General features: G+C 63.7%; 21 protein-coding genes. 17 read left to right on the forward strand and 4 right to left on the reverse strand.

Translation table 11 applies throughout. The annotated features are described in order from the left end of the window. Nucleotides 1-20: 20 nt before the first annotated feature. The 3 genes from AC5Y5O_RS26615 to AC5Y5O_RS26625 form a co-directional block, all read right to left on the reverse strand. Complete coding sequence (locus tag AC5Y5O_RS26615; protein ID WP_005113689.1) at nt 21-272, reverse strand: hypothetical protein; 252 nt, start codon at nt 270-272, stop codon at nt 21-23. A 60-nt stretch (nt 273-332) separates the two neighbouring features. Beyond that, nucleotides 333-1,226, reverse strand: coding sequence for a conjugal transfer protein (locus AC5Y5O_RS26620; RefSeq protein ID WP_005113690.1), 894 nt, complete (start codon nt 1,224-1,226; stop codon nt 333-335). A 764-nt stretch (nt 1,227-1,990) separates the two neighbouring features. Then, entirely contained in the window at nt 1,991-3,160 is a 1,170-nt protein-coding gene (locus AC5Y5O_RS26625) for a hypothetical protein (RefSeq protein ID WP_005113691.1), read from the reverse strand. Between the two features lie 256 nt (nt 3,161-3,416). Between AC5Y5O_RS26625 and AC5Y5O_RS26630 the strand changes: the two genes are divergently transcribed. The 16 genes from AC5Y5O_RS26630 to AC5Y5O_RS26705 all read left to right on the forward strand — a co-directional run bounded on the left by AC5Y5O_RS26630 (nt 3,417) and on the right by AC5Y5O_RS26705 (nt 21,459). Next, nucleotides 3,417-3,725, forward strand: coding sequence for a type VII secretion target (locus AC5Y5O_RS26630; protein ID WP_005113692.1), 309 nt, complete (start codon nt 3,417-3,419; stop codon nt 3,723-3,725). Nucleotides 3,726-3,826: 101 nt separating this feature from the next. Continuing rightward, a complete protein-coding gene (locus AC5Y5O_RS26635; protein WP_005115661.1) occupies nt 3,827-4,531 on the forward strand; it encodes a helix-turn-helix domain-containing protein in 705 nt (234 codons plus the stop codon). 344 nt (nt 4,532-4,875) lie between these two features. After that, nucleotides 4,876-5,541, forward strand: coding sequence for a WhiB family transcriptional regulator (locus AC5Y5O_RS26640; RefSeq protein ID WP_005115662.1), 666 nt, complete (start codon nt 4,876-4,878; stop codon nt 5,539-5,541). A gap of 376 nt (nt 5,542-5,917) precedes the next feature. After that, nucleotides 5,918-6,493 (forward strand): transcription elongation factor NusA, encoded by a 576-nt coding sequence (locus AC5Y5O_RS26645; RefSeq protein WP_005113696.1) that lies wholly within the window; start codon nt 5,918-5,920, stop codon nt 6,491-6,493. A gap of 322 nt (nt 6,494-6,815) precedes the next feature. Then, a complete protein-coding gene (locus AC5Y5O_RS26650) occupies nt 6,816-7,442 on the forward strand; it encodes a DUF1643 domain-containing protein (protein WP_005125309.1) in 627 nt (208 codons plus the stop codon). Nucleotides 7,443-7,470: 28 nt separating this feature from the next. Beyond that, entirely contained in the window at nt 7,471-8,394 is a 924-nt protein-coding gene (locus tag AC5Y5O_RS26655) for an NUMOD4 domain-containing protein (protein WP_005113698.1), read from the forward strand. Between the two features lie 307 nt (nt 8,395-8,701). Continuing rightward, entirely contained in the window at nt 8,702-11,761 is a 3,060-nt protein-coding gene (locus AC5Y5O_RS26660) for a DEAD/DEAH box helicase (RefSeq protein WP_101930900.1), read from the forward strand. Continuing rightward, the gene (locus AC5Y5O_RS26665) at nt 11,758-12,837 is read left to right on the forward strand and encodes an alpha/beta fold hydrolase (RefSeq protein ID WP_101930894.1); all 1,080 of its coding nucleotides are present in this window, start codon (nt 11,758-11,760) and stop codon (nt 12,835-12,837) included. Before AC5Y5O_RS26660 ends, AC5Y5O_RS26665 begins: the two co-directional genes overlap by 4 nt. Nucleotides 12,838-13,358: 521 nt before the next feature. Further along, nucleotides 13,359-14,540, forward strand: a complete 1,182-nt coding sequence (locus AC5Y5O_RS26670) for a hypothetical protein (RefSeq protein ID WP_180844028.1) — start codon at nt 13,359-13,361, stop codon at nt 14,538-14,540. Between the two features lie 23 nt (nt 14,541-14,563). After that, entirely contained in the window at nt 14,564-15,934 is a 1,371-nt protein-coding gene (gene dnaB, locus AC5Y5O_RS26675) for a replicative DNA helicase (RefSeq protein ID WP_416046325.1), read from the forward strand. A 116-nt stretch (nt 15,935-16,050) separates the two neighbouring features. Continuing rightward, entirely contained in the window at nt 16,051-16,812 is a 762-nt protein-coding gene (locus AC5Y5O_RS26680; protein WP_101930892.1) for an HNH endonuclease family protein, read from the forward strand. Nucleotides 16,813-16,893: 81 nt separating this feature from the next. Next, nucleotides 16,894-17,193 (forward strand): hypothetical protein, encoded by a 300-nt coding sequence (locus AC5Y5O_RS26685; protein WP_101930891.1) that lies wholly within the window; start codon nt 16,894-16,896, stop codon nt 17,191-17,193. Next, nucleotides 17,190-19,085 (forward strand): hypothetical protein, encoded by a 1,896-nt coding sequence (locus AC5Y5O_RS26690; RefSeq protein WP_101930890.1) that lies wholly within the window; start codon nt 17,190-17,192, stop codon nt 19,083-19,085. The genes AC5Y5O_RS26685 and AC5Y5O_RS26690 overlap by 4 nt, the downstream gene beginning before the upstream one ends. Before the next feature lie 2 nt (nt 19,086-19,087). Next, on the forward strand, nt 19,088-19,816 hold the full coding sequence (locus AC5Y5O_RS26695; protein ID WP_101930889.1) for a hypothetical protein: 729 nt from the start codon (nt 19,088-19,090) through the stop codon (nt 19,814-19,816). A gap of 49 nt (nt 19,817-19,865) precedes the next feature. Then, nucleotides 19,866-20,198 carry a hypothetical protein gene (locus AC5Y5O_RS26700; protein WP_101930898.1) on the forward strand — a complete coding sequence of 111 codons (333 nt, stop codon included), beginning with the start codon at nt 19,866-19,868 and terminating at the stop codon, nt 20,196-20,198. Nucleotides 20,199-20,424: 226 nt separating this feature from the next. Further along, nucleotides 20,425-21,459, forward strand: a complete 1,035-nt coding sequence (locus AC5Y5O_RS26705; protein ID WP_101930897.1) for an FtsK/SpoIIIE domain-containing protein — start codon at nt 20,425-20,427, stop codon at nt 21,457-21,459. Nucleotides 21,460-21,474: 15 nt separating this feature from the next. Here AC5Y5O_RS26705 and AC5Y5O_RS26710 read toward each other — a convergent pair whose 3' ends face one another. Further along, nucleotides 21,475-22,029 carry a hypothetical protein gene (locus tag AC5Y5O_RS26710; RefSeq protein ID WP_101930896.1) on the reverse strand — a complete coding sequence of 185 codons (555 nt, stop codon included), beginning with the start codon at nt 22,027-22,029 and terminating at the stop codon, nt 21,475-21,477. A 212-nt stretch (nt 22,030-22,241) separates the two neighbouring features. On the opposite strand from AC5Y5O_RS26710, the gene AC5Y5O_RS26715 reads away from it, so the two are divergent. Further along, entirely contained in the window at nt 22,242-22,496 is a 255-nt protein-coding gene (locus AC5Y5O_RS26715; protein WP_101930888.1) for a hypothetical protein, read from the forward strand. Nucleotides 22,497-23,470: the final 974 nt, after the last annotated feature.

Raw genomic sequence — 23,470 nt, forward strand, 5'->3', positions numbered from 1 at the left:
TCTGGGGCCTGTGTCGGGTGTCAGTAGCGGCTGGTGATACCGGTGAGTCCGCCGGTGTCGCTGGCCGAACCGCGCAGCAGGTCCGGGAGGATGACGACGATGATCACGGCGCCGATGGCGCTGGCGACCACCACGATGACCTTGGTGATCGAGCCCATGCTCTTGGCGTAGAGCAGGGCGATGAGTCCCAGGGCGACCAGTGTGATGACCAGGATGATGGTCGTCTTGCCCTGAGTGATGGTGTTCAGGAGCACCTGGTTCAGGTAGTTCATTTTCTACCCTCCTTTTCTGTTCTCGGGATCGTGGTTCTTTTCCGGGGTCAGTTGTTCCCGTTATCCGGGGGCATTGGTGGATGTGCTGGACGGAGGCTGCGTCGTTTCAGTTGGCTTGGCGATACGGCCGGCAATTTGAGGCGCTGGGTCGATATCGGAGATAAACCATTTGTCGCTCTGCCGCACGAGGACGAGTGGGTACGTCAATGTTTGATTTGACTTGTCATTTATTGACCCTTCTGCGGTAACCAGAATTTTTGTGGTGAATCCGTTTTGTGCGGCGCCCGGGATGTCGGCTTGCGCGTTGATCGAGTCGATACCGATCTTTGTGAATGGAGCGTGGTCGAATGGCCGGATTTGTGGAGAAATGCTGTAGCGGCTGATATCGCCGCTCGCGGGATGGCTGGCCGTTCCTTTCAGCCAGGTGTCCAAGAAGTCGGCAACGGTTTTATAGGCGTCGGAGTCTTGCGAGACCTGGGATGGGTAGTTCAGGTCGATGTCATATCCGATGTCGGGACCGTTGACGATGGCTGGGGCGGTCGTGATGCGTGGGTTTCCCTGAACGACGGCGACAGGGACTTGATAGAAGCGCAGTTCGGGCGCCTTGGAGATGGGTTTGACGAACGCACCGATGATCACCGACCAGTAGTCGACGTTGGCGAATCCGCTGGGCTGACGCGTCACCGACCAAGGAGCGGTCTTGATCACGCTTACCGGCACGGCCGTAGGGGTGATGCGGGCACCGGTAAAGGCGGTCAGAGCGCTCGCCGATGTCGTCGTCAGATAGACGTTGACGTAGGCGTCGGCGAAGCCGCTGACCGACGTCCCGCGGTTGAGCGTCGTGTCGAGTTGGTCAACGGTGACCGTGTGGTCGGGCGCGCAGCTTGTGGCGATGGCGTTGACGCCGCCGAGGGCGCCGAGGGCCAGGCAGGCGATGACTCCGGCCCGAGACATGGTGCGTCGACTAGGGCGGTGTTGTTGGGTCCAGTGGCGGACCCTGTCGCCGGTGCTGGGGCGGAAACTCACAGGTCAAACGATGCAGAGGCGAATCCCCGTTTTCCAGAGGACCGGCTCTGAGGTGCAGGAACGCCCGCTTCGAACCCGGTTGAGGGGTGTTCGGGGCTGCTAGGGGTTTTTTGCGGTCCGATCAGCGGGGGGTTGCAGGTCGTTCGGGATCTATCCGACCCGGATCTTTCTTTGAGCCCGCCGCGCGACCGTCGAGTCGCCGTGCCCCGACGGGTGACCGGGGAGGTGATCCATCGGCTACCCCGCCCTGATGGCAGCGTCGGGATTGGAGGGTTGCTCTGGGCGACCGGGTTGGATGGGAGACATTGTTCAGGCCTGTGAGCTGGGTGTTTCGCGCTCTTGTGAGCGGTGCGGAGGGTGATACCAGCGGCGGTCCGCCGAGTGGCGCCCCTACACGACTTTGCTGTGGTTGACAACCCCTGCTAGACTCGGCGCGACGACTCGTCAGACCAAGGACGCGCCGAGAGGTTCGCTAGGAAGATTTGCTGATAACTTGCTAGCTTTCTGAGTAGGTAGCGGTGCCTGCAAGTGGGGTTGTCAGGGGCCTAACTTGGGTGTCCGCTGGCATTCCAGCCCTGCTATGCAGCTAGCTGACCAGCAGCGATAGGTTGTTACCAACATGGCTTCCACACAGAAATAGCCTGCTACCAGATCAGCGTGGTAGCAGGCTATCCAGATTGCGGTAGGAGGCTTCAGCCGCCCGATGGGTGCCCGACGATTTCGAGGTGGCTTACCGCGAAGGCGGTGTAGTCCGCATTGGCACTCGGATCGCCGGCGGGTGTTCCCACGGAGTTCGGGTTAGACGGTTGATCGGTGTGGCGGATCGTGATCGTCACAGAGCTGGCCACTACCGGCTGCCAAGGCCCCTGGTGGTAGCAGTTCGCCGCGTTGATCTCCAACGTGGCTGTCTTGCGCTCGTTACGGGTGTCCTGATCGCAGTTGGTCCTCCCGACATCGTTGAACGACCAGTTGAGCAGCTGGACTGTGCGGAACTTAGCCCACTGGTCCTCACCGCCCTCTTCGCTGTCAGCGCCCGGCATGATCGAGACCGCTGAAATCACATACGCCTTGTCGAAGGTCACCACCAGGATCTGGCCATCGATCCCCCACGCACGCACGCAAATCCATGGCTGCGTACTTTCCACGCGCAGAGCGTTCATCGGATCCGAGCTCGGCGCCGGGCAACGCGCGGTCGCTGCGGATACCTGGATCGGAGCATCCGCCGGCACCGCCGGCACCGCCGGCGCTGCCGTACGGCTAGTCGCTGGTGTGGTCAGTTGCGCTGTCGGGGCTTGGGCGCCAGAGCCTTGCACCATCCACTGCCCGAGGACCGCCACGGCGATAACCGAGGCCGCTGTTATACCCAGTGTGCGGGGACTCTTCCAGTTCTGGCCTTTGACCCATTGTCCGACAGCGCCGACGCCGGAGGAAAAGGCATTGCTCTTGGCGGCAATATCGTCGAACGCCAAAGCCGCTTCGTTGTTATCTGCCGAATCTTGGTTTTCGCCGTTTTCGGCAACTGCCGAATCGGCCTCAGATTTCGAATCTGCGGTCGCCTCCGCAGCATATTGGTCGTCTTTGGCGCGTTGGCCGGCATCAACAGCATCGTCGCCAGCCGGCGGCGGATCGAATCCCAGCCGGCCGAACTCCGCGTCGCCGGATATTGGATCACCTGGAGCGGTCTGATCGATGTATGACCGCAATTTCTCAACGGCCAATTCGTGGTCATCGGATGCGGCTCCGGTCATGTGCGACGGCATTTCTTCGGGCGACTCACCGGGGTCGCCCGTCGCCGGCGTGGTGAATCGCGGCCATTCAAGCAGCTCCGGGTCGGCCAGGAGCTTCTCCAGCAAATCGGTCATGAATCAATGCTGGCAGCAGCTTTTATTGTTCTCCAGAGCCTTCAGGTAGGAGCCGCGGTAAGGCACCTGGTAGTGCACCACCCTGCGTCGCCTCTGAGCGCCCTTTTATGCCTCTGACCTGCACTGATAGCGCGGTAGTCACACTGGTTACCGCGCACCGGTGCCGCCGTGTGGAGCCGCAGCCCATCCCAGCCAGTACGCGCTGGATCAAGTGGTGGTCTTGCTCGTCCTTCCACTGCCGCTATACCCTTTTGACATGGCACTACGGGTAAACGAGGACGAGATCCTTCAGTTCGCTACCGCCAACGACCGAGTCGCAGGCGAAGTTGAGGCAGGCTGCCAGCCCGATCCTGATCTGCTCGAACAGATGACGACCGGCTACGGACCAGTCGGCGCCGAGTTCACCGCCGCCGTTGCTGAATTTCAAGCAGCGTTCCACCAGTCCGGAACTGCCCTCGCGGGCCGCTACTCGTCGCACGCCCAGGATCTGCGCAACGCGCACGGGCGGTACGTCGGCGCCGACCAAGCCGGGGCGGAGGGTGTAGCCGGCAGCACTTCGGTGTGACGTAGGCGATTCCTGCGTGGCGCCCCCATCGGTGGTTGGCCGCCGCCGAGCGGACGGCGCGATCTGGTGTGTGATGCCGCGGCCTCTCGATTCGGATGGCGATGGCTGACAACACCGCAGACTTCTTTTCCGCCAAGGCATTCCGCCTTGCGTGCGAACAGGCTGGGATAACGAAGAAGGCCATCGCGGCCCAGCTTGGCGTTACCCCAACAACCTTGAGCAGTCTGCTCAACGGCCGGTCCACCCCGTCGATGAAGTTGCTGACCCGGATGGTGGACTTCTTCGGCGGCAGTCTGGCCGATTTCCTGGAAATGCCGCCCCGACAGCAGTGGGAGCTCAAGCACTACCGGGTCGCAGCTGGTTTCACCCAGGCCGCGCTTGCCCAGGAGCTGGGAGTTACACCGTCGGCCGTGTCCGGCTGGGAGCTGGGAAAGTATCCGCCGGGGCCCGCACTTATGCCACGGATGGCTGAATTGTTCGGCATATCTGATGAGCAATTGCGTGCAGTGCTGGGATCGTCGCCAGCGGCTGCACCGGCCGCCGCCGCCTCGGCCAACGAGACCTTGTCCTTAGCTGAGACTCTCGCCGAGACTGTCTTGGGTTTCGCGGCCAGCGCGGAAGCCATGGCCGAGTCGCTCCCCCCAGCGGCCCGCGATCAGATGGACACCGAGATCCGCGAGCGCTCCGAACAAGCGCTAACACTTTTGTCTACTTTGATTCCGCAGCTGCCGCCCGAGACACGTTCGAGGGCTGTTCGCCTGGTCGGGCGGTTGGCGGAAGTACACGAGGCGGCAAGTTCAAAGTAAATGTTGTCTCAAGTCGAGACTCCATGTTACTTTGACTCTGTCAGGCCGCCCCGTATTACCACTGGGCCTACCCGGAACGAAGGGAGCCACCCCTGAGGACTTACCAGTAACTGCACCCGGCGGAGCCGGCACCGGCGACTACAACTCGCGCAGCGCCCAATTCGCCACTTTGGTTCCGTAACTTCATCTTTCGTCCCCCGCAGTGCCTACGACGCACGAGGGCAACAGGCTTTCCTTTCGCGGCACCGCGAACCAACCCACCTCCGTTGCGTGGGTCGTTGCTGCGCTCACTCATCCACTGCCGGTGAGTTCCCACACTCGTGACACCTTTGAGGAGTAGTTCTGTGTCTATTTCCCGACTGACCCCGGAACAGGCCCCGCCGAGGGCATCAGGACACGCCGGGGGCCGCGGACGTCCCCCAGGCCGTCCCCATCAAGCGGTTCTTCCGAAACTTCACGACGAACCCGAGCGGCCCACGCCCTGCTATTACGACCCCGAACTCTGGCATCCCGACGAGCAGAAACCCAATCCTGAGGCCATGGCCGCCTGCTGGGGGTGCTTCTTCCAAAGACAGTGCGCGATCAAGGCTTTGAAGACCAATGCCGAGTTTGGCATCTGGGCCGGTTACCGGCTCGCCCCCGGTCCGGGGCTGGAGGTCAGTCGGGCGCAGCTGTCTATCATCGCCGGCCGGGAAATGGGGCCTCCCCTCTCGCCTGGCCCTGAAACCTCTGCTGTTCTGGCAGGCGAAAGGGTCGAAGACCCAGCACCTGAGGGTGCCACGCTCGCCGGAATCACGCGCGACGAGATCAACATCAAACCGGACATCACGCCAGCGCCGGAATCCGTCTGCGATGACGACGACCTCGACGTAGAAGATGACGACTTCCGCGACGATCAGTCCGCGGTCATCTCGCTGACCAATCGGCACACGCTGGTGCGCCAGTGCTCCAACTCGCCCGTTCAGCTGGCGCTGGCATTCGGTCACCTCTCACCCGCCCACGCCGGATAACGCGTTCCCTCTTCGCCGCCCCATACAGATCGGCCTTGTCTCCCATGAGCGTATCTTCGAACGACCCGTCGCCACATCCGCGCTTCGGCGCCGAAACACGGCGATTACTACCAGGTTCAACGACCGCGGAGTTGCGGAATTTTCTCGCGATTCAACTGCAGTCCACTGATCGCGCTGTCACCACATCAGAGCTTCGCCACCGAGCTGGCGAACACGGCTTCTCCGACGCGCATATCGAGGGCACCTATCGGCTCCTCGTCACCCTAGAGCGTCGTGGCGTGGCACGGCGCGTCGCTAGCCGAGGACGTTCGGTCTATTGGGTCAACAACGCCAGCACGAACCGCCACCCTGCCGCGGCTATCGAGAGGCTCATCTCATGACCAGTTCCCGAGATCCCGCATACCGCGACAGCATCGGATCCGACCGCGCGTTCTTCTCCGCCTTGTTCGCACGCCGTATCCCTGAGGTCGCCAACGGTGCTATCCGGGTGGTCGATGCCGTTCGCGACCCCGGGCTCTACGCAAAGGTCGCGGTGGCGGCCACGGTTGGTGGCATCAATGCCGCCTCGACATGCATTGGGCAACGGGGCGTCCGTGTCCACGAGGTGGAAGCCCTGATTCCTGGTGAACGCATCTCTGTCGTCAACTACGACTCCGACCCCGCCCAATATGTCGTCAACGCGCTCGCCGTCGAGATTGAGTCGGCCGACGTAGTCTCCACCGCCTCACGCGATATCCGCGTCATCGTGTCCGTCCACAACTTCGCCACAGCCATCGGGCGCGACGCCCGCAACGTGCGTTTAGCCAGCGATCTGACCGGCTGGCGTATCGCCATCTGTACGGCGCGCTGCACAGCCCGCCGGCACATCCATCCACGATTCGACAGCGCAGCTGGAGTGTCGGTGTGGGAGACATCAACCTTGTCCGGCCGCACAGCAAGGAGCTCGTTGTGACATTTCCAACCACTCAGACCGAGCCGACGTTGATAAGTCGGCACGCGGCAGCAGGCCACGGCGCTCACACGGAAGACATCTCCGTTCGAGCCCTTCATGATCCGGTCGGCGTCTATGAACAGTGCCGTTGCGATCCGGCCGAGATCGATTATCTGGAAACGCATTTCGTCATCGACGGCGTAGGGCTCACCTGCGAACGGGGACTCTTGTTTCATGTGTGCGCGATCTGCTGCGCCGATGAGGTCACGTGCTCACAGGAGCATTCTCACGGACCCGCGGCGCCGGCCTGCCCACGCACCCGGACCCCAGTGGCGGTGGCATCATGACCCTGTCTCTGGATCTGCATCTACCCATCTGGCACGTCACGGGGGTTGGCGGGGCACAGTTCTCGGCTGATCGGTCTTACCGATACCAGCTGCACCGACGCTGGAATGACGGGCCATCTCTGATGATCATCGAATTGCGGCCCTCGGAGGCCAACGAGCACCGCGATGACGACGCCTCCCGCCGCGCGGCAGCGTTCGCTCGTGGATTTGGCTACGGCGGCTACACATCGCTCTGCCTGTACGCCGCGGTTGCGTCGGACGACGCGCATCAGTCGACGAGCACCTCCGACCCAGTGGGCCCGGACAACGACTGGTGGATCGAGCAGGCCGCCTACTGCCATGACGTCATCGTCTTCGCGTGGGGTGGCGACGCTGCGGCCGACAGGGCCAATGCGGTGGCTAGCCGGATCTGGCAGATCTGCCAGGAAACCAGCGCTGCGGTAGGGGTTGTGGGCTGGACCCCTGAAGGTCAGCCCTGTGGTTTGCCGGATCGACACCGTTCTGGGCTCGTCTGTCCTCACACCATGCTGTCCACGGTCACCGCGCATGCCCACACCGATTTTGGCGATGTCGATCCGCGCTGGTCGTCCCTGCTCGCCGATACCCATCATCTGGTCGCTTGAACCGTCGCCGAAGAGGGGTGCGATTTCTATGACCGTTGACACGTTGAAATGCCCGCCGACACTTGCCAATATCCGCGAGATCTGGCGGCCGGTCCTCGGCCATGAGGGCCTCTACGAGATTTCTGACCACGGTCGGGTGTGGTCGCTTACACGCCTGGCCCTGCTGACACCGATCAAGAGCGACGAGTATCCACAGGTCTCGCTGTTTCGGAACGGATCCCAGAAGCGCCGCCCTATCGCCGCGTTGGTGCTGGAGACTTTCGTGGGCCCGGCACCTGAGGGCTATGTTGCGCGTCCCAAGAACGGCCGGCGCAACGACGTGCGTCTGACCAACCTGATGTGGGCGCCTCGCACCAACGGTCCTTTATCCCTCGACAGTGGAGATAAGGGCCCGGTGCACCAGCCCGCTGCGGCGCCCGGGAGTGACGTGCGGGTTCGCGTCGCCGCCGACCCAGTCACCAAGCACCTCGTGACCCGCGTCGAATTTCGGGGCTGGGCGGTTGATCTCGCCGGGGCGACTCTGGTCCTCCCCACTCAGGCCGTTCCAGTAGGCGGCTCCGTCGCCGATCTGGAGGTGTGCCTGAACGCCGCACGTGCCCTGCTGGCCCAGCGTCGCACCGCTTCCCGAATGCCCGTTGCTCTCTCCGCGGCACCTGATGTTCCTGGCGCCGACAGCGACGATGCGCTCATCGAGGTGCTGAGGCAGGCGCGCGGGTTGGCCGCCCAGTCGTGGCATTGGCAGCGCTTCAATGTCTACGAATGCGTCAGTGAGGCATGGAAGACGACCGGGCTCCAGCTACCGCACCGTCGGGTGATCGAGGCGCTACACGCCGTCATTCCTGACGGAAAAGGCCTGATGGAGTTCAACTTAGGTGCGACGCGGGATCAGGTCTGCGCCCTCTTCGACAGCGCGATCACCGCGGCCCCACGTTCGGACAGGGGTGCGGCATGACGACGCCTCACACCGATCGTCTGGGCCTGCAACAGCGCAAAGCCCATGCGGTTTCCGAGCCCCCAGCAGTCAGTGCAAGCGATGCTAGCCTCCTGCCGCCCGATGGTGTGGTGTCGGTATCGCGATGGGGATGGCGGTGGCGCGGCCACTGCACATGCCGCCGATGGACGTTTCGCCGGCGCGTGCTGCGCTCCGTCGCAGTCCTCGATGCGCTGGCCCATGCCGCGCGCTGCGGGTGTAAGCCTGCGGTCCCACTTGTCGCCCACAGTTCTGTCCGGGCTTATCGCGGTGCGCGGTCATGACTGGCATGCAGACATCAGCGTTTCGGGCGCCTAGGGACCATCAAGTCGAGGCGCTCTCGGCGTTGGACTGTGCTCTGCAGGGGCAGGACCGTGCGCAGCTGGTGATGGCATGCGGCACTGGGAAGACACTCGTTGGGCGATGGTATGCCGAGCGCGTTGGCGCCGCTGTCGCCGTCGTGGTGGTGCCATCGCTGAGTCTGGTTGCCCAGACGCTGCGCGAGTGGAGATCGGGTGGTGGCTGGCCATTCCAGGCACTCATCACGTGCTCGGACCCGAGCACCGCAGACGGCGTGAGCGAACGGGCTGATGGTGACGGGCAAGATGTTTCCGAGTCCTTCTGGACACGGCTTCGCGCGCGAGTGACCACCGACGCTGCGGTGGTCGCCGCCCGGCTATCCGGGCACAGCGCGCTGCAGCCGTTGGTGATTTTCTCGACCTATCACTCGTTGCACGTGGTCGCCGAGGCTGCCCGCTCGGCGAAGGTGGCTGTCGACATCGTGATCGCTGACGAAGCGCACACGCTGGCGGGGCAGTCGCGGGAGGACTTCCGCGTCGCCCTCGACGAGAGACTGCCAGCGAAGCGCCGCGTCTTTATGACCGCCACCCCTGTTGTTTCTTCCAACGGAGATGTAACGCAGGAGCATTCAGCCTCACTGTCAATGGACGACGCTGCGCGGTTCGGGCCAGTGGCTTATCGGCTCGACTTCGCCGAAGCGATTGCGCGCGGCCTGCTGGTCGATTACCGGGTAATGGTCTATGAGACACCCCAGGCAGGGACTACGCCTGATCCCATCGCTGCTCTGGCAGTCGCGGCCCGTCAGGGTGTCGCCAGTGTGCTGAGCTTTCACGGCCGCGTGGCCAAGGCCCGTGCCTTTGCCGATGCTATCGACGGGCATCGTCTCGAAGACGGCCGCACCGTGGTGGCACGCTCGGTCGCCGGGGCAGACCCCACCACCCAGCGTGAGGACGCGTTGGAGCTGCTGTCGTCGGCGCGTCCTGATCAGCTCGTCGTGATCAGCAGCGCGCGCTGCCTGAGCGTTGGGGTCGACATTCCCGCCGTTGATGGCGTGCTCTTCGCCGACCCGAAGAACTCCGACGTCGACGTTATCCAGTCGGTAGGCCGCGCGCTGCGCGCCGCCCCGGGCAAGAACGTCGGCATGGTGATGATCCCGGTATGTGTTCCTGCAGGGCTCGACGACGACACGGTGCTGTCGAGCGGCGATTTCGCCGCGGTCTGGCGCATCCTGCGTGGGCTGCGCAGCATGGATTCGCGGCTGCGCGCCGAGATGTGTGAGATCGCACGGCAGCGGTCGAGGCGTGGAGACTGTGATGGGTCGCGCGCCTCTCACATCGAGTTTGACCTTCATTCCCTGGCCGAACCGGAGCGGTTTCACGCCCGCGTTGTTGAGTTTCTCTCGCCAGCATGGGATTTGGTGCTTTCAGAGGTGCACCAGTTCATTGCCGAGCACGGCCATGCCCGGCCCGGTCGTGGTACGCGGCTGGGGGAGTGGTGTGAACGTCAGCGGCGGGCCTACCGGCGTGGGATGCTTGCTCCCGGGCGCGTAGATCAGCTGTCTTCTCTTCCCGGGTGGACATGGGATCTGGCTGAACAGCGCTGGTTGGATCAGTGGAGGCAGGTCCACGAACTGGCCGTTGCTCGCCAGAGTTTGGACGTCGACGATCCGCAGGTCGCTCAGGTTGCCCTGCTTCGAGTCGAGCATCGTTCGGCGGTGACCACGGTTGGTCGGTGGTGCGCGTGGCAGCGGCAGTTGGCGCGGCGCGGGGAACTCGATGACCGTCGGCGCTTGCGTCTTGATGAGATTCCCGGTTGGTCCTGGAGCGTCGTCTCCGCCGAGGATGCCCGCGCGGTTGACCTGCTCGGTGAATACGTGGCGTGGAAGGGGCACGCGAATCCGCCGGCCGATGTGGTCGAGGACGGCGTTGCACTCGGTCAGTGGCTCAATACCGTCCGCAGGCGCCGCGTTACCGGCGCCTTGACGCAGGGTCTGCTCGATGAGATTGAGTGCGTCACACCGTCGCGTGCGGCCGAGGGGGCTCTGCGTTGGTACCGCGGTGCAACCCTGTGGTTGCTCGGTTTGGAAGCGTTGCGTCAGTTTGTGGCACGCGAAGGTCACTGCCGTCCACCATATTCGCACTACGAGGATCTCCCCGATTTCTCCCTCCCGCTGTATGACTGGTGCACGCGGCAACGGCATCTGTACCGGCACGGCCATATGGTCGCTGAACGTGCCCGCCTGCTCGCCGCAGTCCCAGGCTGGCAGTGGGAACGTCAGCCCACCCCGCGTGTTCTGCGTGATATCGGCGACGTCCGTCATGGCACGCGCACCGGCTACGTCAAGGGCTGCACATGCCAAGAATGCACGGACGCCAACCGCGCCAAAGAGGCCGAACGTGCCGCCCGCGCCGCCGCCGGCGGGCCTACCACGGATCTGGTTGATGCAGGATCCGCTCGGACGCACCTTGAACGACTAGTGGCCGCCGGGGCCGCCCAGAAAGCCTTGGCACGGGCCTGCAACCTCAACGTCAAAACGATCGTCGAGATCCTGTCCGCGGAGACGAAACGCATTCTCCCGGAGACCGAGACGGTGATTCTGGCGGCCACTTTGAACGACGTGCGCACGGCGGCCGCGCCCGGTACTCGCGTCGATGCCGGCCCCACCTGGGAGCTGCTCGACGACATGATCGCGCGGAACTGGCCGAAGTCGTGGATCGCCCGTGAAGCTGGCCTCGGCGCGTCCCTTCAGCTCCGCCGCGACACGATCACAGCCGCTAGTGCCGAGCGCATCGCCAGGCTCGCGGAGCGCCTCGGGACACGTCGCGCGCCCGCCAAGAGGTTCCGCCAGCCGGTACCCACGCTGAGTGAAGTGCTCGCCCAGGAGGCCACCTCAACGCAGGCCGTTGATCCGGATTCCTATTCCTGGGCGCGTTCGCTGCTGGAACAGGGCTACCGCATCGACCGGGTCGCACAACGTAGCGGTCTGCCGGTGGACGTAGTTACTGCGTTGGCGGACAACGACTTTGCTGAGGCGCAAGTCGCGTCATGAGAGGAGTAGGGGCGGTGACTACTGCTGATATCGGGGCAGCTCAAGTGCTGCCGATCCAGACCGCGGTCGCGCCGTTGCGAGCAGGGAGCCGCGGCGACAGGGCAGTGGGCTCAGCGGCCGGGGTGCCGCGGTCGCGCCGGGAACCACGGCAGCTGTCTGTGCGAACGGACGACGGTGTGACACTTCACCTCACGGTGCACGGCCCGCGCAGCGCCCCCTGCACCGTGGTGTTTCTCCACGGACTATGTCTATCCCAAGTGTCGTGGGCACTCCAGATCGATTCGGTTATAGACAGTTTCGGGCCGATGGTGCAAGCCGTGTGCTATGACCATCGGGGCCACGGGCGGTCGATGCCCGGCGCGGCCGACAGCTATACCATCGACCGTCTTGCCGATGACCTCAATGCGGTCTTGAACGCGGTAGCCCCGGCCGGTTCAGTCGTGGTGATCGGTCACTCCATGGGGGCCATGGCCGCCATTACTCACTGCGCCCGCCGTGCGAGTCCTCACACGAGGCGCGTCGATGGGCTTGTCCTCGCTGCGACCGCAGCCGGGCACCTCACCCAGTTCGGGCTTGGCCAACTCTTGACGGCACCCGGGGTGTCGACGCTGTTGCGACTCCTTCAGAGCGCTCCGGGACCAACACTATGGCCGTTGCGGAGGCTGTTGGCCGGTCCCGTCTGCCGAGGTGTATCTCATTGGCGGGGTTCATGTTCCGGGCGTGTGTTGGCCGAGGTGGCCGCTGATGCGCTGGCGACGACGTCACTGCGCACTGCCGTTGGATTCTTGCCGGCACTGGCGCAGTTTGACCAGTACTCCGCGCTGGGTTCTATCCGGGCTAAGACTGTCGTGATCAGCGGTGGCGCCGACCTCCTGACGCCCGCCGTACTGGCGGAGGATATCGCCGCGAGGATCCCGGGTAGCCGCCATCTGCACCTGCCGCGCTGCGGTCACATGGTGCAACAGGCCCGCCACGAACTCGACGCCGCGATCGCCTCGGTCATCAGAGACGTGATCTCTGAGGGCCAACGGGTGGCTGCCACGCCATCGGTGCGTCTGGCGGAGGCACCTGCGTAATGGCAACGCTGCGCACGAGTGATACGCGAGGGCGTCCATGGACAACGTTGTGGCCCCCTGCATTCGGCGACCGATCTCGTCGCACTGAATCCCGCCACGGGGGAGAGGAGCTGCCGATCGCGACCTAGCCAGGCCCGTCAGGGCTGTTTGCTGACAACTCCATACCGGGACTCGACGAGGACAGAGGTACCCCCCATAAGGGGGGCTCCGATTTAGAAGAAACGAGATCCGCGGAGGACCAACTCCGACTCTCTCTCGCGTGAGACCGAAGGACCAACTTCGATCTCGGGTCCCCTCAATGTGAAGGGAATACCGTGCCAGGTAGCTCTCATACTAGCTTGCTGTCTCAAACAGGGGCAAGACCAGCTGGAGGCCCGTGTGTTGCACACCCACACCGCGGTCACCAGACTCCTTCTCCCGCAAGTGTCACTACCGGCTGCCAGCCGAACACCGGCGCCAGTCGGCCAAGTGGACATCGCGAACGGGTGCTGTTCGCTGACGCCCAACGTGTCATCAGCAGAGTGCAAAATGACGTCGCCGCCCAGGGCCTACGGGGTGCGCCGCGGCTCGTGCTCGCCGCGGTGCTGGCGATGCTGTGCGAACGGTGGTCCAGGGTCACCGACGATCGAATGCGACTCACACAACTCGCGCAAGAGATCACCTCGCGTGGCGGCCGCCGCTATCACCTCAAGACGGTAGGCCGGGCGTTGGCTGGACTGGCCGCCCTTGAACTTGTCACTTACCGCCCCGCGCAAGGGCGTGGGGGATTTGCTGGCGTCGCGATTCACCCGCGGTTCCTGCACGACATTGAGCCCCTGCAGCGGGACGGCGAGGGCCGCGTCATCACCGAATCCGTCACCTTTTCCGAGCTGCATCCCTCTATAAGCCAAAAATCTAACCTCCCTACCCTCCGCAGTTCCCGTAGCGCCACCGCCGACCACTCTGCCCGACCGACTGAGGTGGAAGTTCGCCCGGACGAGGTTCGCTACGTCCTTCGCGAAATGCCAACGATGCTGCAGCAGCTTCCTTCGCATCTGCGGTGGAAGCTTGGTGCTGCGATCCGGGTGCGGTTATCTCGTGGTTTCACCCCGCAGCAGATCCTTGCTGTTCTCGGTGCTGAACCTCCAGCGGGATTGCAGCGACCGTGGAAGTTGGCCATGTGGCGGCTGACACAGAATCTGATCGGCTCAGGGCCGCGGCTGCGGCCGCTGCAGGCCGCGTGGGACCGTCGTGAGTTGCAGCAGTCCCGCCGCGCCGCTGACGCGAGGGACGCGCGCTGGCACCGCCAGGTTTGCGCCGTGACCACCGACACCGAACGATCGCGGCTGCTGCGCGCTCATATGACGTTCTTCGGATGCAGCGCTGTCGACATGCCCGTTGCGGCACTGGCTGGAGCGGGTCGGCGGGCGAGCAGACTATTCCCTGGTCTGGATCTGAAGATCGCGTTGATCCGATGGGCCGATGACGTGCTCACCCGCAGGGTCACGCCTGCCGCGGCACCCGTCGAGGTGTCGGCACCGGCACCTGCGCTGAGCGGCCTGGTGGCGGAGCTGGTCGTTGCCGGCTGCTGCATTAAGTGTGATTCCCAGCCTGGGACATTGCGTTCGAGCATGCCGCTACCCCTGCCGGTGTGCGATGCGTGCTGGGAAGGCGTCAAGGCCGAGTTCGACGCTGCCGCTGATGAATTTAAGGAGGTCGCGTGATGACAACGATGCACGAAAGGCCCGTGCGTCGAGGATCAGGGAAGCGGCCGGCGCCCGCACCAACTGAGGGTGAGACACGGCTGCCTCCGCAGGATGAGGTGGCAGAACAGTCAGTTCTGGGCGGCATGCTGCTCAGCAAGGATGCGATCGCTGACGTGCTGGAGAGGCTGCGGCCTGGAGACTTGTATCGGCCCGCGCACCAGGTGATATTCGACGCGATCTTGAGTCTGTACGGCCGTGGTGAACCGGCGGATGCCGTGACCGTGGCCGCGGAGCTCGATCGTGGCGGTGTGCTCCAACGTATCGGTGGCGCACCGTATCTGCACACACTGATCGCCACTGTCCCGACGGCGGCCAACGCGGGTTACTACGCCGACCTCGTAGCTCAAAAGGCGGTACTGCGGCGGCTGGTCGAGGCGGGAACACGCATCGTGCAATACGGGTATGCGGGCGTTGACGGAGCGGATGTCGCCGAGGTGGTGGACCGCGCCCAAGCCGAGGTGTATGACGTCACCGAACAGCGACGCGGTGACGACTGCGTTGCCCTTGAAGATCTCGTGGGGCCGACTCTTGATGAGATCGACGCGATCGCTTCCGGCGGGAGCAGCCGCGGTGTGCCGACCGGTTTCGCTGACCTGGACGACGTCACCAACGGTTTGCACCCTGGTCAGTTTGTGATCGTCGCCGGCCGTCCCGGTCTCGGGAAATCGACTCTGGCACTGGATTTTCTGCGATCGTGCAGCATCAAGCACAAGATGGCCAGTGTCATCTTCTCGCTTGAGATGAGTAAGTCCGAGATCGTGATGCGGCTGCTGTCTGCTGAAGCGCGTATCAAGCTGCAGGACATTCGGTCGGGGAAGATGAGCGACAACGACTGGGCCCAGATGGCACGTCGGCTCGGGGAAATCAGCGAGTCACCGCTCTACATCGACGATTCGCCCAATCTGACGATGATGGAGATCCGGGCCAAGGCGCGCCGACTCAGGCAAAAAGCTGACTTAAGGATGATCGTCGTCGACTATCTGCAGCTGATGAGCTCAGGCAAGGCCTATGAGTCCCGGCAGCAGGAAGTCTCTGATTTCTCCCGTTCCCTCAAGCTGCTGGCAAAGGAGCTGGAGGTGCCCGTCGTGGCGCTGAGTCAGCTAAATCGCGGGCCCGAGCAGCGGGGCGACAAGAAGCCGCAGCTGTCTGATCTTCGCGAAAGTGGAAGCCAGGAACAGGATGCCGACATGGTGATCCTGCTGCATCGCCCCGATGCGTTCGAACGCGACGATCCCCGCGGCGGTGAAGCAGACCTGATTCTGGCAAAACATCGCAATGGGCCCACGCGGACGGTGACCGTCGCGCACCAACTGCATCTATCCCGTTTTGTCGACATGGCGCGACCAATCTAACCCCCCCTCAATCTATACACGTAGTTAGATTGAGTGCTACACTGAGCGCAACCGCGGAACCGAAAACGCTGCCTGACGACGCAGGCATAGGCCGCACGGAAGAACGAGGGATTTGAATGAAAGTGGTTCGGCGAGTACTTGTTCTGGGCGTCGTAGCGATCGCCGCGGCGACTGCTGTTGGGCATCCTTGGTCAGCCGAGTCGTTCACGTCGGCGCTGAAGTCGATGTGGGCGACGATCGACTCCACCGCGGCCCCGGCCACCACGCCCCTGGACCCGTCCGAGACGGGCAACGTCATCGCCGGCCTCCTCGACCAGGCTCACGTCGTGGACAGTTTGCCAAACGTGCCCGGATACGAACGTGGTTGTAAGCGCGGGCAGGCCTGCTCGTTTGGACCGGCTTGGAATGATCCGCAAAATCACTCCGGCTGTGACACCCGATCGCTCATCCTGCAGGCTCAGTTGACCGATGTCATCGTGAAGCCGAACACCCATAATTGCAAGGTACTTTCGGGCACTCTGCATGATCCCTACACTGGCCAGGTCATCGCCTACGACGCCGGGCGCGACCCGTCCGCTGTGCAGCTGGACCACGTGTTCGCCCTCGGGCGCAGCTGGGACGCCGGCGCATCCCTCTGGGATGAGGCCAAGAGGGTGGCGCTTGCTAACGACCCCGTGAATCTGTTCGCAGTCTCAGGTCCGGCCAACCGCGACAAGTCCGATGCAGGACTTGAGTGGTTACCCCCGAACCGAGACTTCCAGTGCACCTACATCGCACGGTACCTCGCGGTGGCGGTGACCTACGACCTGAACATCACCACGAACGACCGGGACATCGCGGTCCGACAGTGCCCGGCGATCCCCGGCGGTGCGGTGTGATCCACCGGCCGAGACCTCATTATCACCACGTGCTTAGAGTGAGGGCATCGTTGACCATGGCAGCCGCAGGAGGATCCATCCATGCCAGAGGCACCGAAACGCACCCCGGCCGAGCGGCGCAGCTACACCAGTCGGCGCGCCGAACGGACGGCGTCGACCGCGCTCAACACAAAGATGCGCTGGACAATCACCGACGCGCGCGTGGCGCTGGATCTCTCACTGAGCGTGCCAGAAGCCGCGGTCCAGGTAGGGCGCACCGCGACAGCCGTCGAGAACCTGCGCAGGAAATGGCGGCTTGGACAACTTGCCGCCGGGCTCGCCGACCAGGTGCCACCACCACCACCACGCGCCCCCACACGAGGAGAGGCCACTGAGCGATGAGTAATTATGCGATCACGCGTGACGGGACAACCTGGCAGCTGCGCGATGACCCGGATGGCGAAATCGCCGACCTGCTGAACTGGATCATCGACGAGAAGTGCCACCAGAGCGCGGACGGCCCGCTGTTGGCGCTGTCGCGCCAGCAGATCGTCAGCCGACTCGGCAAGGGCATGCCGGCCGATTTCCCGGAACACGACGTCGTCACCGGTGATCCCGAGCAGGGAGGGGTGCGCGGTTGGTGGGAGACGACGGTACAGAACTACCTAGCTGGCGTGCGCACCTCCGCGGCCGCACCTGCTTATGAAGTCGACGACGAGCCCGCCGGCCACCACGCGCCCGGGCGAGCAGATGCCTGGCCACTACGCAGCCGGCAGTGGGACGATGTGGAGTACTCCGGCGCCGACGATCGCGTGCTCATCGTCACAACATTCGGCATCGTGAATCCCGCCGGCGCGGTGGTCAAGCCCCCGCTCGGTGAGCCCGGCAATCTGCTGAAGCTGGCCGTCAAGTATCCGTGGGCATCCGGAGAGGGCGAGGCCGACCCACAGATCTGGATCACCGGGCAGGCGCTGCGCGAGCTCGACTTCCCGGTACCGGGCCCTGGCTCGACCGCCAAACTCGAGGACATCGTGGGGGACTTCTTCGGCTGCGACGTCACCTACCAGAAATCCGGCTTCTTCACCTGCGCGTTTCCGACACCGGATCCGACGAACTGGCCGGACCGCAAAGTCGACGTCGTCCTGATGCCCTACACACACTCCGAGCCCTCGAAATCACGGCCCGACGACCGCGGGGTACTGGGCATTGTCGGAACACCGACGATCCTGCCGGCAGATGAAGCCGAGGCAGCACATCTGCTAGGCGATCGCATCGCCTGGCTGTACGGGCTTGAAGGCGCACTGCCGGGGCCGCGATGGTCTCGCGTCGGCGGCAAGATCGCCAGGGTGCGGATGGGCAAGGCCCGCCCAACCATCAAGAACGACCCCGGCGCGAAGCTCGTGCCGTGCCCACTGCCGTCACGCCTGTCCAAGAGCGGCAATCTGCCGTACGCCTGGTGGACTAAAGACAGCTGGAACCGCAAGCACCGGGCCAACAGTCCGGGCGTCGACGTCGAGGTCGATCAGCAGGCCGCGTATCTGCCCTCCGCTGAGGGTGTCTATCTCGGTTGGGGGACACCAGAATTCGTGACACCTGATCCCGCGTGGTTTGACCAGCAGCGGCCACCTTTTCTGGTAGCCCAGATCACGGTGCCGCCGGCGAACAAGTGCGACGGGATCTCCCCGAAACTGCCGGTACCGCACCCGGGTATGTCCTGGACGAAGGAAGCAACTTTCCCCGCGACCACCATCGACATTCAGCAGCTGCTCGCCCCGGTGGAAAACGGTGGCGCCGGGCTGACCGTCGCTGAGATCGACTTCCACGTTGCCTACGTGTGGCCAGAACAGCACCAGTGGCTCAAGCAGTTCGCAATCCTGTTGCGCACCAAGCTTGCTGAGGCGCGGGCCGCAGACAGGCTCGACTATCAGCAGATGTGTCAGGCGCTGTACAAGAGCGTGTTCGGCCGGTGCGCCGCTGTGGGGGATAGCGCCTGGAGCTATCCATATCTGCAGCTACAGCAGCCGGCATGGTTCGGCGCGATCGAGGGGCTCACGCGGTGGCGCGCGATGCGATACGCATGCCGTATCGCGCGCGACTTCAACCTCTACCCCACCGAGTGCATGGTCGACGCGTGGTTCTACCGCGTGCCAGAAGGGTTCAAACCGCACCAGTTGGAGGATCCGCTCGACGAGAAGACCGGTCTCCGCAAAAACGGCAGCTACCGGCTCAAAGCCCTTCCACCCGCCGCAGCGACCCCTGACGGCCCACTGGACCCTGAAGCCGACGGCTCGTGAGCATGGAGTTCTGGGATCTGCCTGGTGACAGTTCCCAGCCCGAACCCGAAGGAGAGGGCTTCCGCGACGCGCTGGATGCCCTGACGCAGCGCCGGTTCAACGAGCTCGGTGCGGGATGGCGGCTGCTACCAGAGCGCCTACAGAGGGCCGAAGCCGGTCGTCGAGCTCGTCGCGAAATGTCTCGTCGCGTCGCCCAGCACACAGGTAAGAAGCCGCTATCGGAGCGGACGATCGCCCGACGCGCTCGACAGGATGATCCGCCCCCCGGCGTGGACAAGGCGTGGCTGGACAGATGGGCGGCGATCGACAGGGCCGGTGGGATCGAAAACCTCGCCCGCCAGATCGGCGCGAGCGAAGGACAGGTACGGCGGTGGCGGGACTCACCAGATCCCGACGCAGAACTGCCGATCGGGAAGCGCCGAGGCGCGCCCCCGATCCCAGCCGCCGGGATCGTCGTACGGATCAGGGTGAAGGGGTTTGTGGTGATCAACGGCAAGGAATATCCGAAGGACATCCCAACCAACCCCGACGCGGACTACGACACCATCACAGTGGATCCCGCAGGAGAGCTGATGCAAGCGTTCTTCGACGGGGACGAGGAAAAGCTGAAGGAGCTGCTCGGGGAGGAGATCGCGATGCAGATCATCATCCCGACGTGGTCCAACTTGCCGGCGACCTACCAGGTCGGATACATCGTCGACGAGATCTTGGAATTCAGGCCCGAGACATAACTACTGGGCGGAATGAGCCCGCCCCCGGAAGGTGAGGGAGACAGACAGCGTGGCTGAGCAGGTACCTGACTGGGAAGACGTTCTTGCCGACAAGAAGCGGGAACACGACCGCACGAAAATGGGCGATCAGGCGTTCGAGGATGTCACCCGGGTCGTCATCATCGCCGACAACACCTATACCGAATATTGGGCCGACTCCTGGAAGATGTTTGTCCAGGATGGCGGCAAGACCGTGAAGCTCCTCGCGCAGGGCGACGGCGCGTCAGCGGTCGAGTCTCGCAACCAGGCCCTCGGGGAGATGCTCGGGATGTCCTCGGACGCTGCCGGTGTGTTCACACAGGCTGTCGCTGAACGGGAAGGGCAGCCCGACAGATTCCAATAGCGGTCCGCGGGCCCTCTGGTAGGTGGCATCCGGGGTGTTTATGCTGAGACTTGTGCCGCTGTCGCGGCGGCCGGAATCCCGACAAACGACGGATCGCCCACATCGATTCGTTCACGAGCGATCGGGACAAGACCCACGGGGTTCCGCGCACCAACCCTTCAGAGACTGTCGCAACGCAGATGTGGGCTGCTGCGACAACGACTTTGGATGGGATGTGACTCTCGCGATGACTAACAACTCGTGGAAGAAGAAGGCTCGCCGCCAACAGATCGCCAACGGTGTCTCTTACACCCGCGCCAGGCGCGAGGTCGATCGCGAGTACGACGCGCAAAGCAGAGTGAATGCTGACACGCTTTTGTCTGCGCTTGGTATCGAGAACCCTGACAGCCTCGACGTCGAGGCGCTGTGGGAGCCACGCCGTCGACCGGCTGGCGCGACCCGGCAGATGCTGCTGGGTACCCCTCTTGGCCTGACGCCCGAGGGAAACCCGGTCTGGCTGGATCTTAAAGACGCGCCGCTCGGCGGCCACGGGCCACACGGAGTGATGATCGGAATGACCGGAAGTGGCAAATCCACAGCCCTGCAGTCGATGGTATTAGGGCTATGCGCACTGCATTCGCCCGAAATTCTTCAAGTAATCCCGGTGAGTGGGTACAAAGAATCGGCGCTTGACGCGTTCGCTAACTACCCCCACGTCACCATCCAGCCCGCGGGCGAGGCTGGCAGCGAACCTGAGGCGGGCGACATCGCGCAGACACTGGACCGCCTGATCGAGCAGCGCAGCCAGGCGCTGACCGACGCCGGCATGGAACTCACCGGCCGAAGGTTCCGCGACGCCCACGCCTACCACAAGGCACGAGACGCCGGCGCCAAGCTGCCGCCGATGCCCTATACGGTGATCATGGTCGACGAGCTACCCCAGGACGAGCCAACGGCCGCGGCCGTGTTCCACGTGCTACGCCACGGACGAGAGCTGGGCGTGCGCGTCTTGGTCTCCGCGCAGGATCTCCAGCGGGGCTACATGTGGCGAATTCTCGAAAACTCCACCTACAGAATCGTCTTCAAAACGATCACAGGCCAGGTTTCGCGGTACCTGCTCGGTGCCGACGCAGCATACTTCCTGACCGGTCCGGGCCATGGGTTCCTCGCTACGTCTTCCAGCAATGACCCGGTGGCATTCCGTATGTTTCCGCCGCTCTCCGACTCGGTGATCGAGTCCGTTGGCCGACAGCTCACGGTGGCAGCCACAACAGCGGACTAACGCCCGCCGGAGGTGCTAGTCCGGCGTGATCAAGTCGCCAAGGTGACCAGGGGTGGTGTACTGGGCGAGCGCGTCACGATGCTTGCGCAGTGACGAGGCGATTCCGTCGGCCGCGGACTGGAAGTGGCCGGCAGCTTCCCGGTAGCTGTTGCCGCCGGCCTTGTACTCCTCCAGTGCGTCCAGGAGGTCATCGACGGCCGTGGACAGAAGCCGGTTGTTGTGCTCCAAGGCCACGATCTGGGCGCGTTGATCAGCGATAAGGGCCTGCTGTTCGGCGATGAGACGCGTAGTCGATTCCGGGTCGCCGGCGCCCGCAGCTCCGGCCAGACCGCCCGGGGCCTGGCCCACCTGCTCTGATGGATGGTTGGGGAGCTGGTCTGGGTAGACATACCAGCGCAAGCGCTGGGGATACGGCTCAGCGCCGCCACGAATCCGGCCGGCGACGATCGCATTACGTACGGTCCTGGGATCCTTGCCGAGCAGCCTGGCAGCTTCCCTCAGCCCGACAACGTCACGGCTGGTGGGAGCTGTTTCGACGCCGTCAGGGGGGTACTTGAGTCCATCGGACACGGTGTACAACCCCCTTCCTGGATGTCGATCGTCCTCGAAAGGTAGCCCGCAACGTCCCAAGATGCACCAATATGTACTTCACTGATCTTAGAAGACGGCGGCCCGTGCGACACGAGCAACCTTCAGTGTGCATCTAAGGGCAGTTAAGGGCATTGCGGGTTACAGTGTCAGGCGGCGGCGTGTAGAGCACTGAGCGTATTTAGGAGCAGGTAATGGCATCCTCGCGAGCGGCTCGACAGCGCAAGGATCGCGCACCTCGTCAGGCCGCGCCGAGGGAGCCACGGGTCGAGAGCCGCGAGCTCGACGAGCTCATGGGGCTGCGCCTAACCGGACGTCAACGTCTTGCACTGGAATGGAAGGCCGACCAGTGCAAGAAGAAGACGGCGCAGTACTTCATCCGGGACTACCTACAGCCCGTGTTCGACGAGTACGACGAGCACATGGAAGGAACTAGCCTCGCAGGCTGATGTGATCGGATAAGCACCGCCACTCCGTCGTATCGACGGGGCAATGGTTAACCATGCGCGTGTCGCGGCATGGTTAACCATGATGCGCGTGGGACGATTCCCAGCAGTCACACCTGCTGAAAGGAGGTTCCATGCGCTGAGGCCGCCCATGCCGCGGCAGTCGAACTCCTGGCCAACGGCCATCATCTGCGAGCGCCCATCGATGCACACGCCGCATTCGAATCAGGTGTTCTCGTAACACTTTTCACGCGGATTTCCCACTAGAACGACGCAAGCCCCCGGCGGCTACCGAGGGCTATGTCGGAGTCGAGCTGTCACTCGACCCTTGGGTTTGTCATGCGTGCCATCCCCCTAGGAAGGGACTGTCTGATGACACGTCTCAGGATACTGCATGTCTGCGTGCAGATCTTGGTAGATCGAGCCGACACGCGGCGGATCTGTCGATGATGTCCGCGATACGCGTCCGCACCGCTAGCTCACTATCTGACCGGCCTGCGCCGTTCGGCGCAATCGACGGCGGAAACGTATGCCGCCCAACTAGATCCCTGACATCACACAGGTACCGCACATCCCAGGCAACCCGGCCTGCCGGCAACCCCTCTGCGGGCGAACGTTCCGCGGCACAGTCCCTGCCGCGCGAGAGGGGGCGCCCCGTGATGGCCTAAGCCGTGCAGAGCCCACCAGCGACTCTTCGAGCGAGTGGGCCAACGCCAGAAATCGTGAATATCGGTGTGGGCCAACCACTGTGACATGACGAAGGCCCCCCTCGAAAGCGGGGCCGCGTCAAGGGTTCGATCTGAGTTGGCGCTCAGATCCAGGTCCGCACCCAGTGCCCCTTGGAAGGGACGATGTCGTATCAGGACTCGTCTCACGGTAGTGCATACCCTCGACACCGTCTAGGTACCGCGCGAAACCGTGATCTCAGAATTGGCTCGGCCCCGAGCCCGCTTGGGCGAGCCGCAGGCGACTACGCC

Source organism: Mycobacterium sp. NGS40, from assembly GCF_059812735.1.

Excerpts from the sequence above, each read along its gene's own strand:
- AC5Y5O_RS26615 (WP_005113689.1), bottom strand. The coding sequence starts at position 272 with ATGAACTACCTGAACCAGGTGCTCCTGAACACCATCACTCAGGGCAAG.
- AC5Y5O_RS26620 (WP_005113690.1), bottom strand. The coding sequence starts at position 1,226 with ATGTCTCGGGCCGGAGTCATCGCCTGCCTGGCCCTCGGCGCCCTCGGC.
- AC5Y5O_RS26625 (WP_005113691.1), bottom strand. The coding sequence starts at position 3,160 with ATGACCGATTTGCTGGAGAAGCTCCTGGCCGACCCGGAGCTGCTTGAA.
- AC5Y5O_RS26630 (WP_005113692.1), top strand. The coding sequence starts at position 3,417 with ATGGCACTACGGGTAAACGAGGACGAGATCCTTCAGTTCGCTACCGCC.
- AC5Y5O_RS26635 (WP_005115661.1), top strand. The coding sequence starts at position 3,827 with ATGGCTGACAACACCGCAGACTTCTTTTCCGCCAAGGCATTCCGCCTT.
- AC5Y5O_RS26645 (WP_005113696.1), top strand. The coding sequence starts at position 5,918 with ATGACCAGTTCCCGAGATCCCGCATACCGCGACAGCATCGGATCCGAC.
- AC5Y5O_RS26650 (WP_005125309.1), top strand. The coding sequence starts at position 6,816 with ATGACCCTGTCTCTGGATCTGCATCTACCCATCTGGCACGTCACGGGG.
- AC5Y5O_RS26655 (WP_005113698.1), top strand. The coding sequence starts at position 7,471 with ATGACCGTTGACACGTTGAAATGCCCGCCGACACTTGCCAATATCCGC.
- AC5Y5O_RS26660 (WP_101930900.1), top strand. The coding sequence starts at position 8,702 with ATGCAGACATCAGCGTTTCGGGCGCCTAGGGACCATCAAGTCGAGGCG.
- AC5Y5O_RS26665 (WP_101930894.1), top strand. The coding sequence starts at position 11,758 with ATGAGAGGAGTAGGGGCGGTGACTACTGCTGATATCGGGGCAGCTCAA.
- AC5Y5O_RS26680 (WP_101930892.1), top strand. The coding sequence starts at position 16,051 with ATGAAAGTGGTTCGGCGAGTACTTGTTCTGGGCGTCGTAGCGATCGCC.
- AC5Y5O_RS26685 (WP_101930891.1), top strand. The coding sequence starts at position 16,894 with ATGCCAGAGGCACCGAAACGCACCCCGGCCGAGCGGCGCAGCTACACC.
- AC5Y5O_RS26690 (WP_101930890.1), top strand. The coding sequence starts at position 17,190 with ATGAGTAATTATGCGATCACGCGTGACGGGACAACCTGGCAGCTGCGC.
- AC5Y5O_RS26695 (WP_101930889.1), top strand. The coding sequence starts at position 19,088 with ATGGAGTTCTGGGATCTGCCTGGTGACAGTTCCCAGCCCGAACCCGAA.
- AC5Y5O_RS26705 (WP_101930897.1), top strand. The coding sequence starts at position 20,425 with ATGACTAACAACTCGTGGAAGAAGAAGGCTCGCCGCCAACAGATCGCC.
- AC5Y5O_RS26715 (WP_101930888.1), top strand. The coding sequence starts at position 22,242 with ATGGCATCCTCGCGAGCGGCTCGACAGCGCAAGGATCGCGCACCTCGT.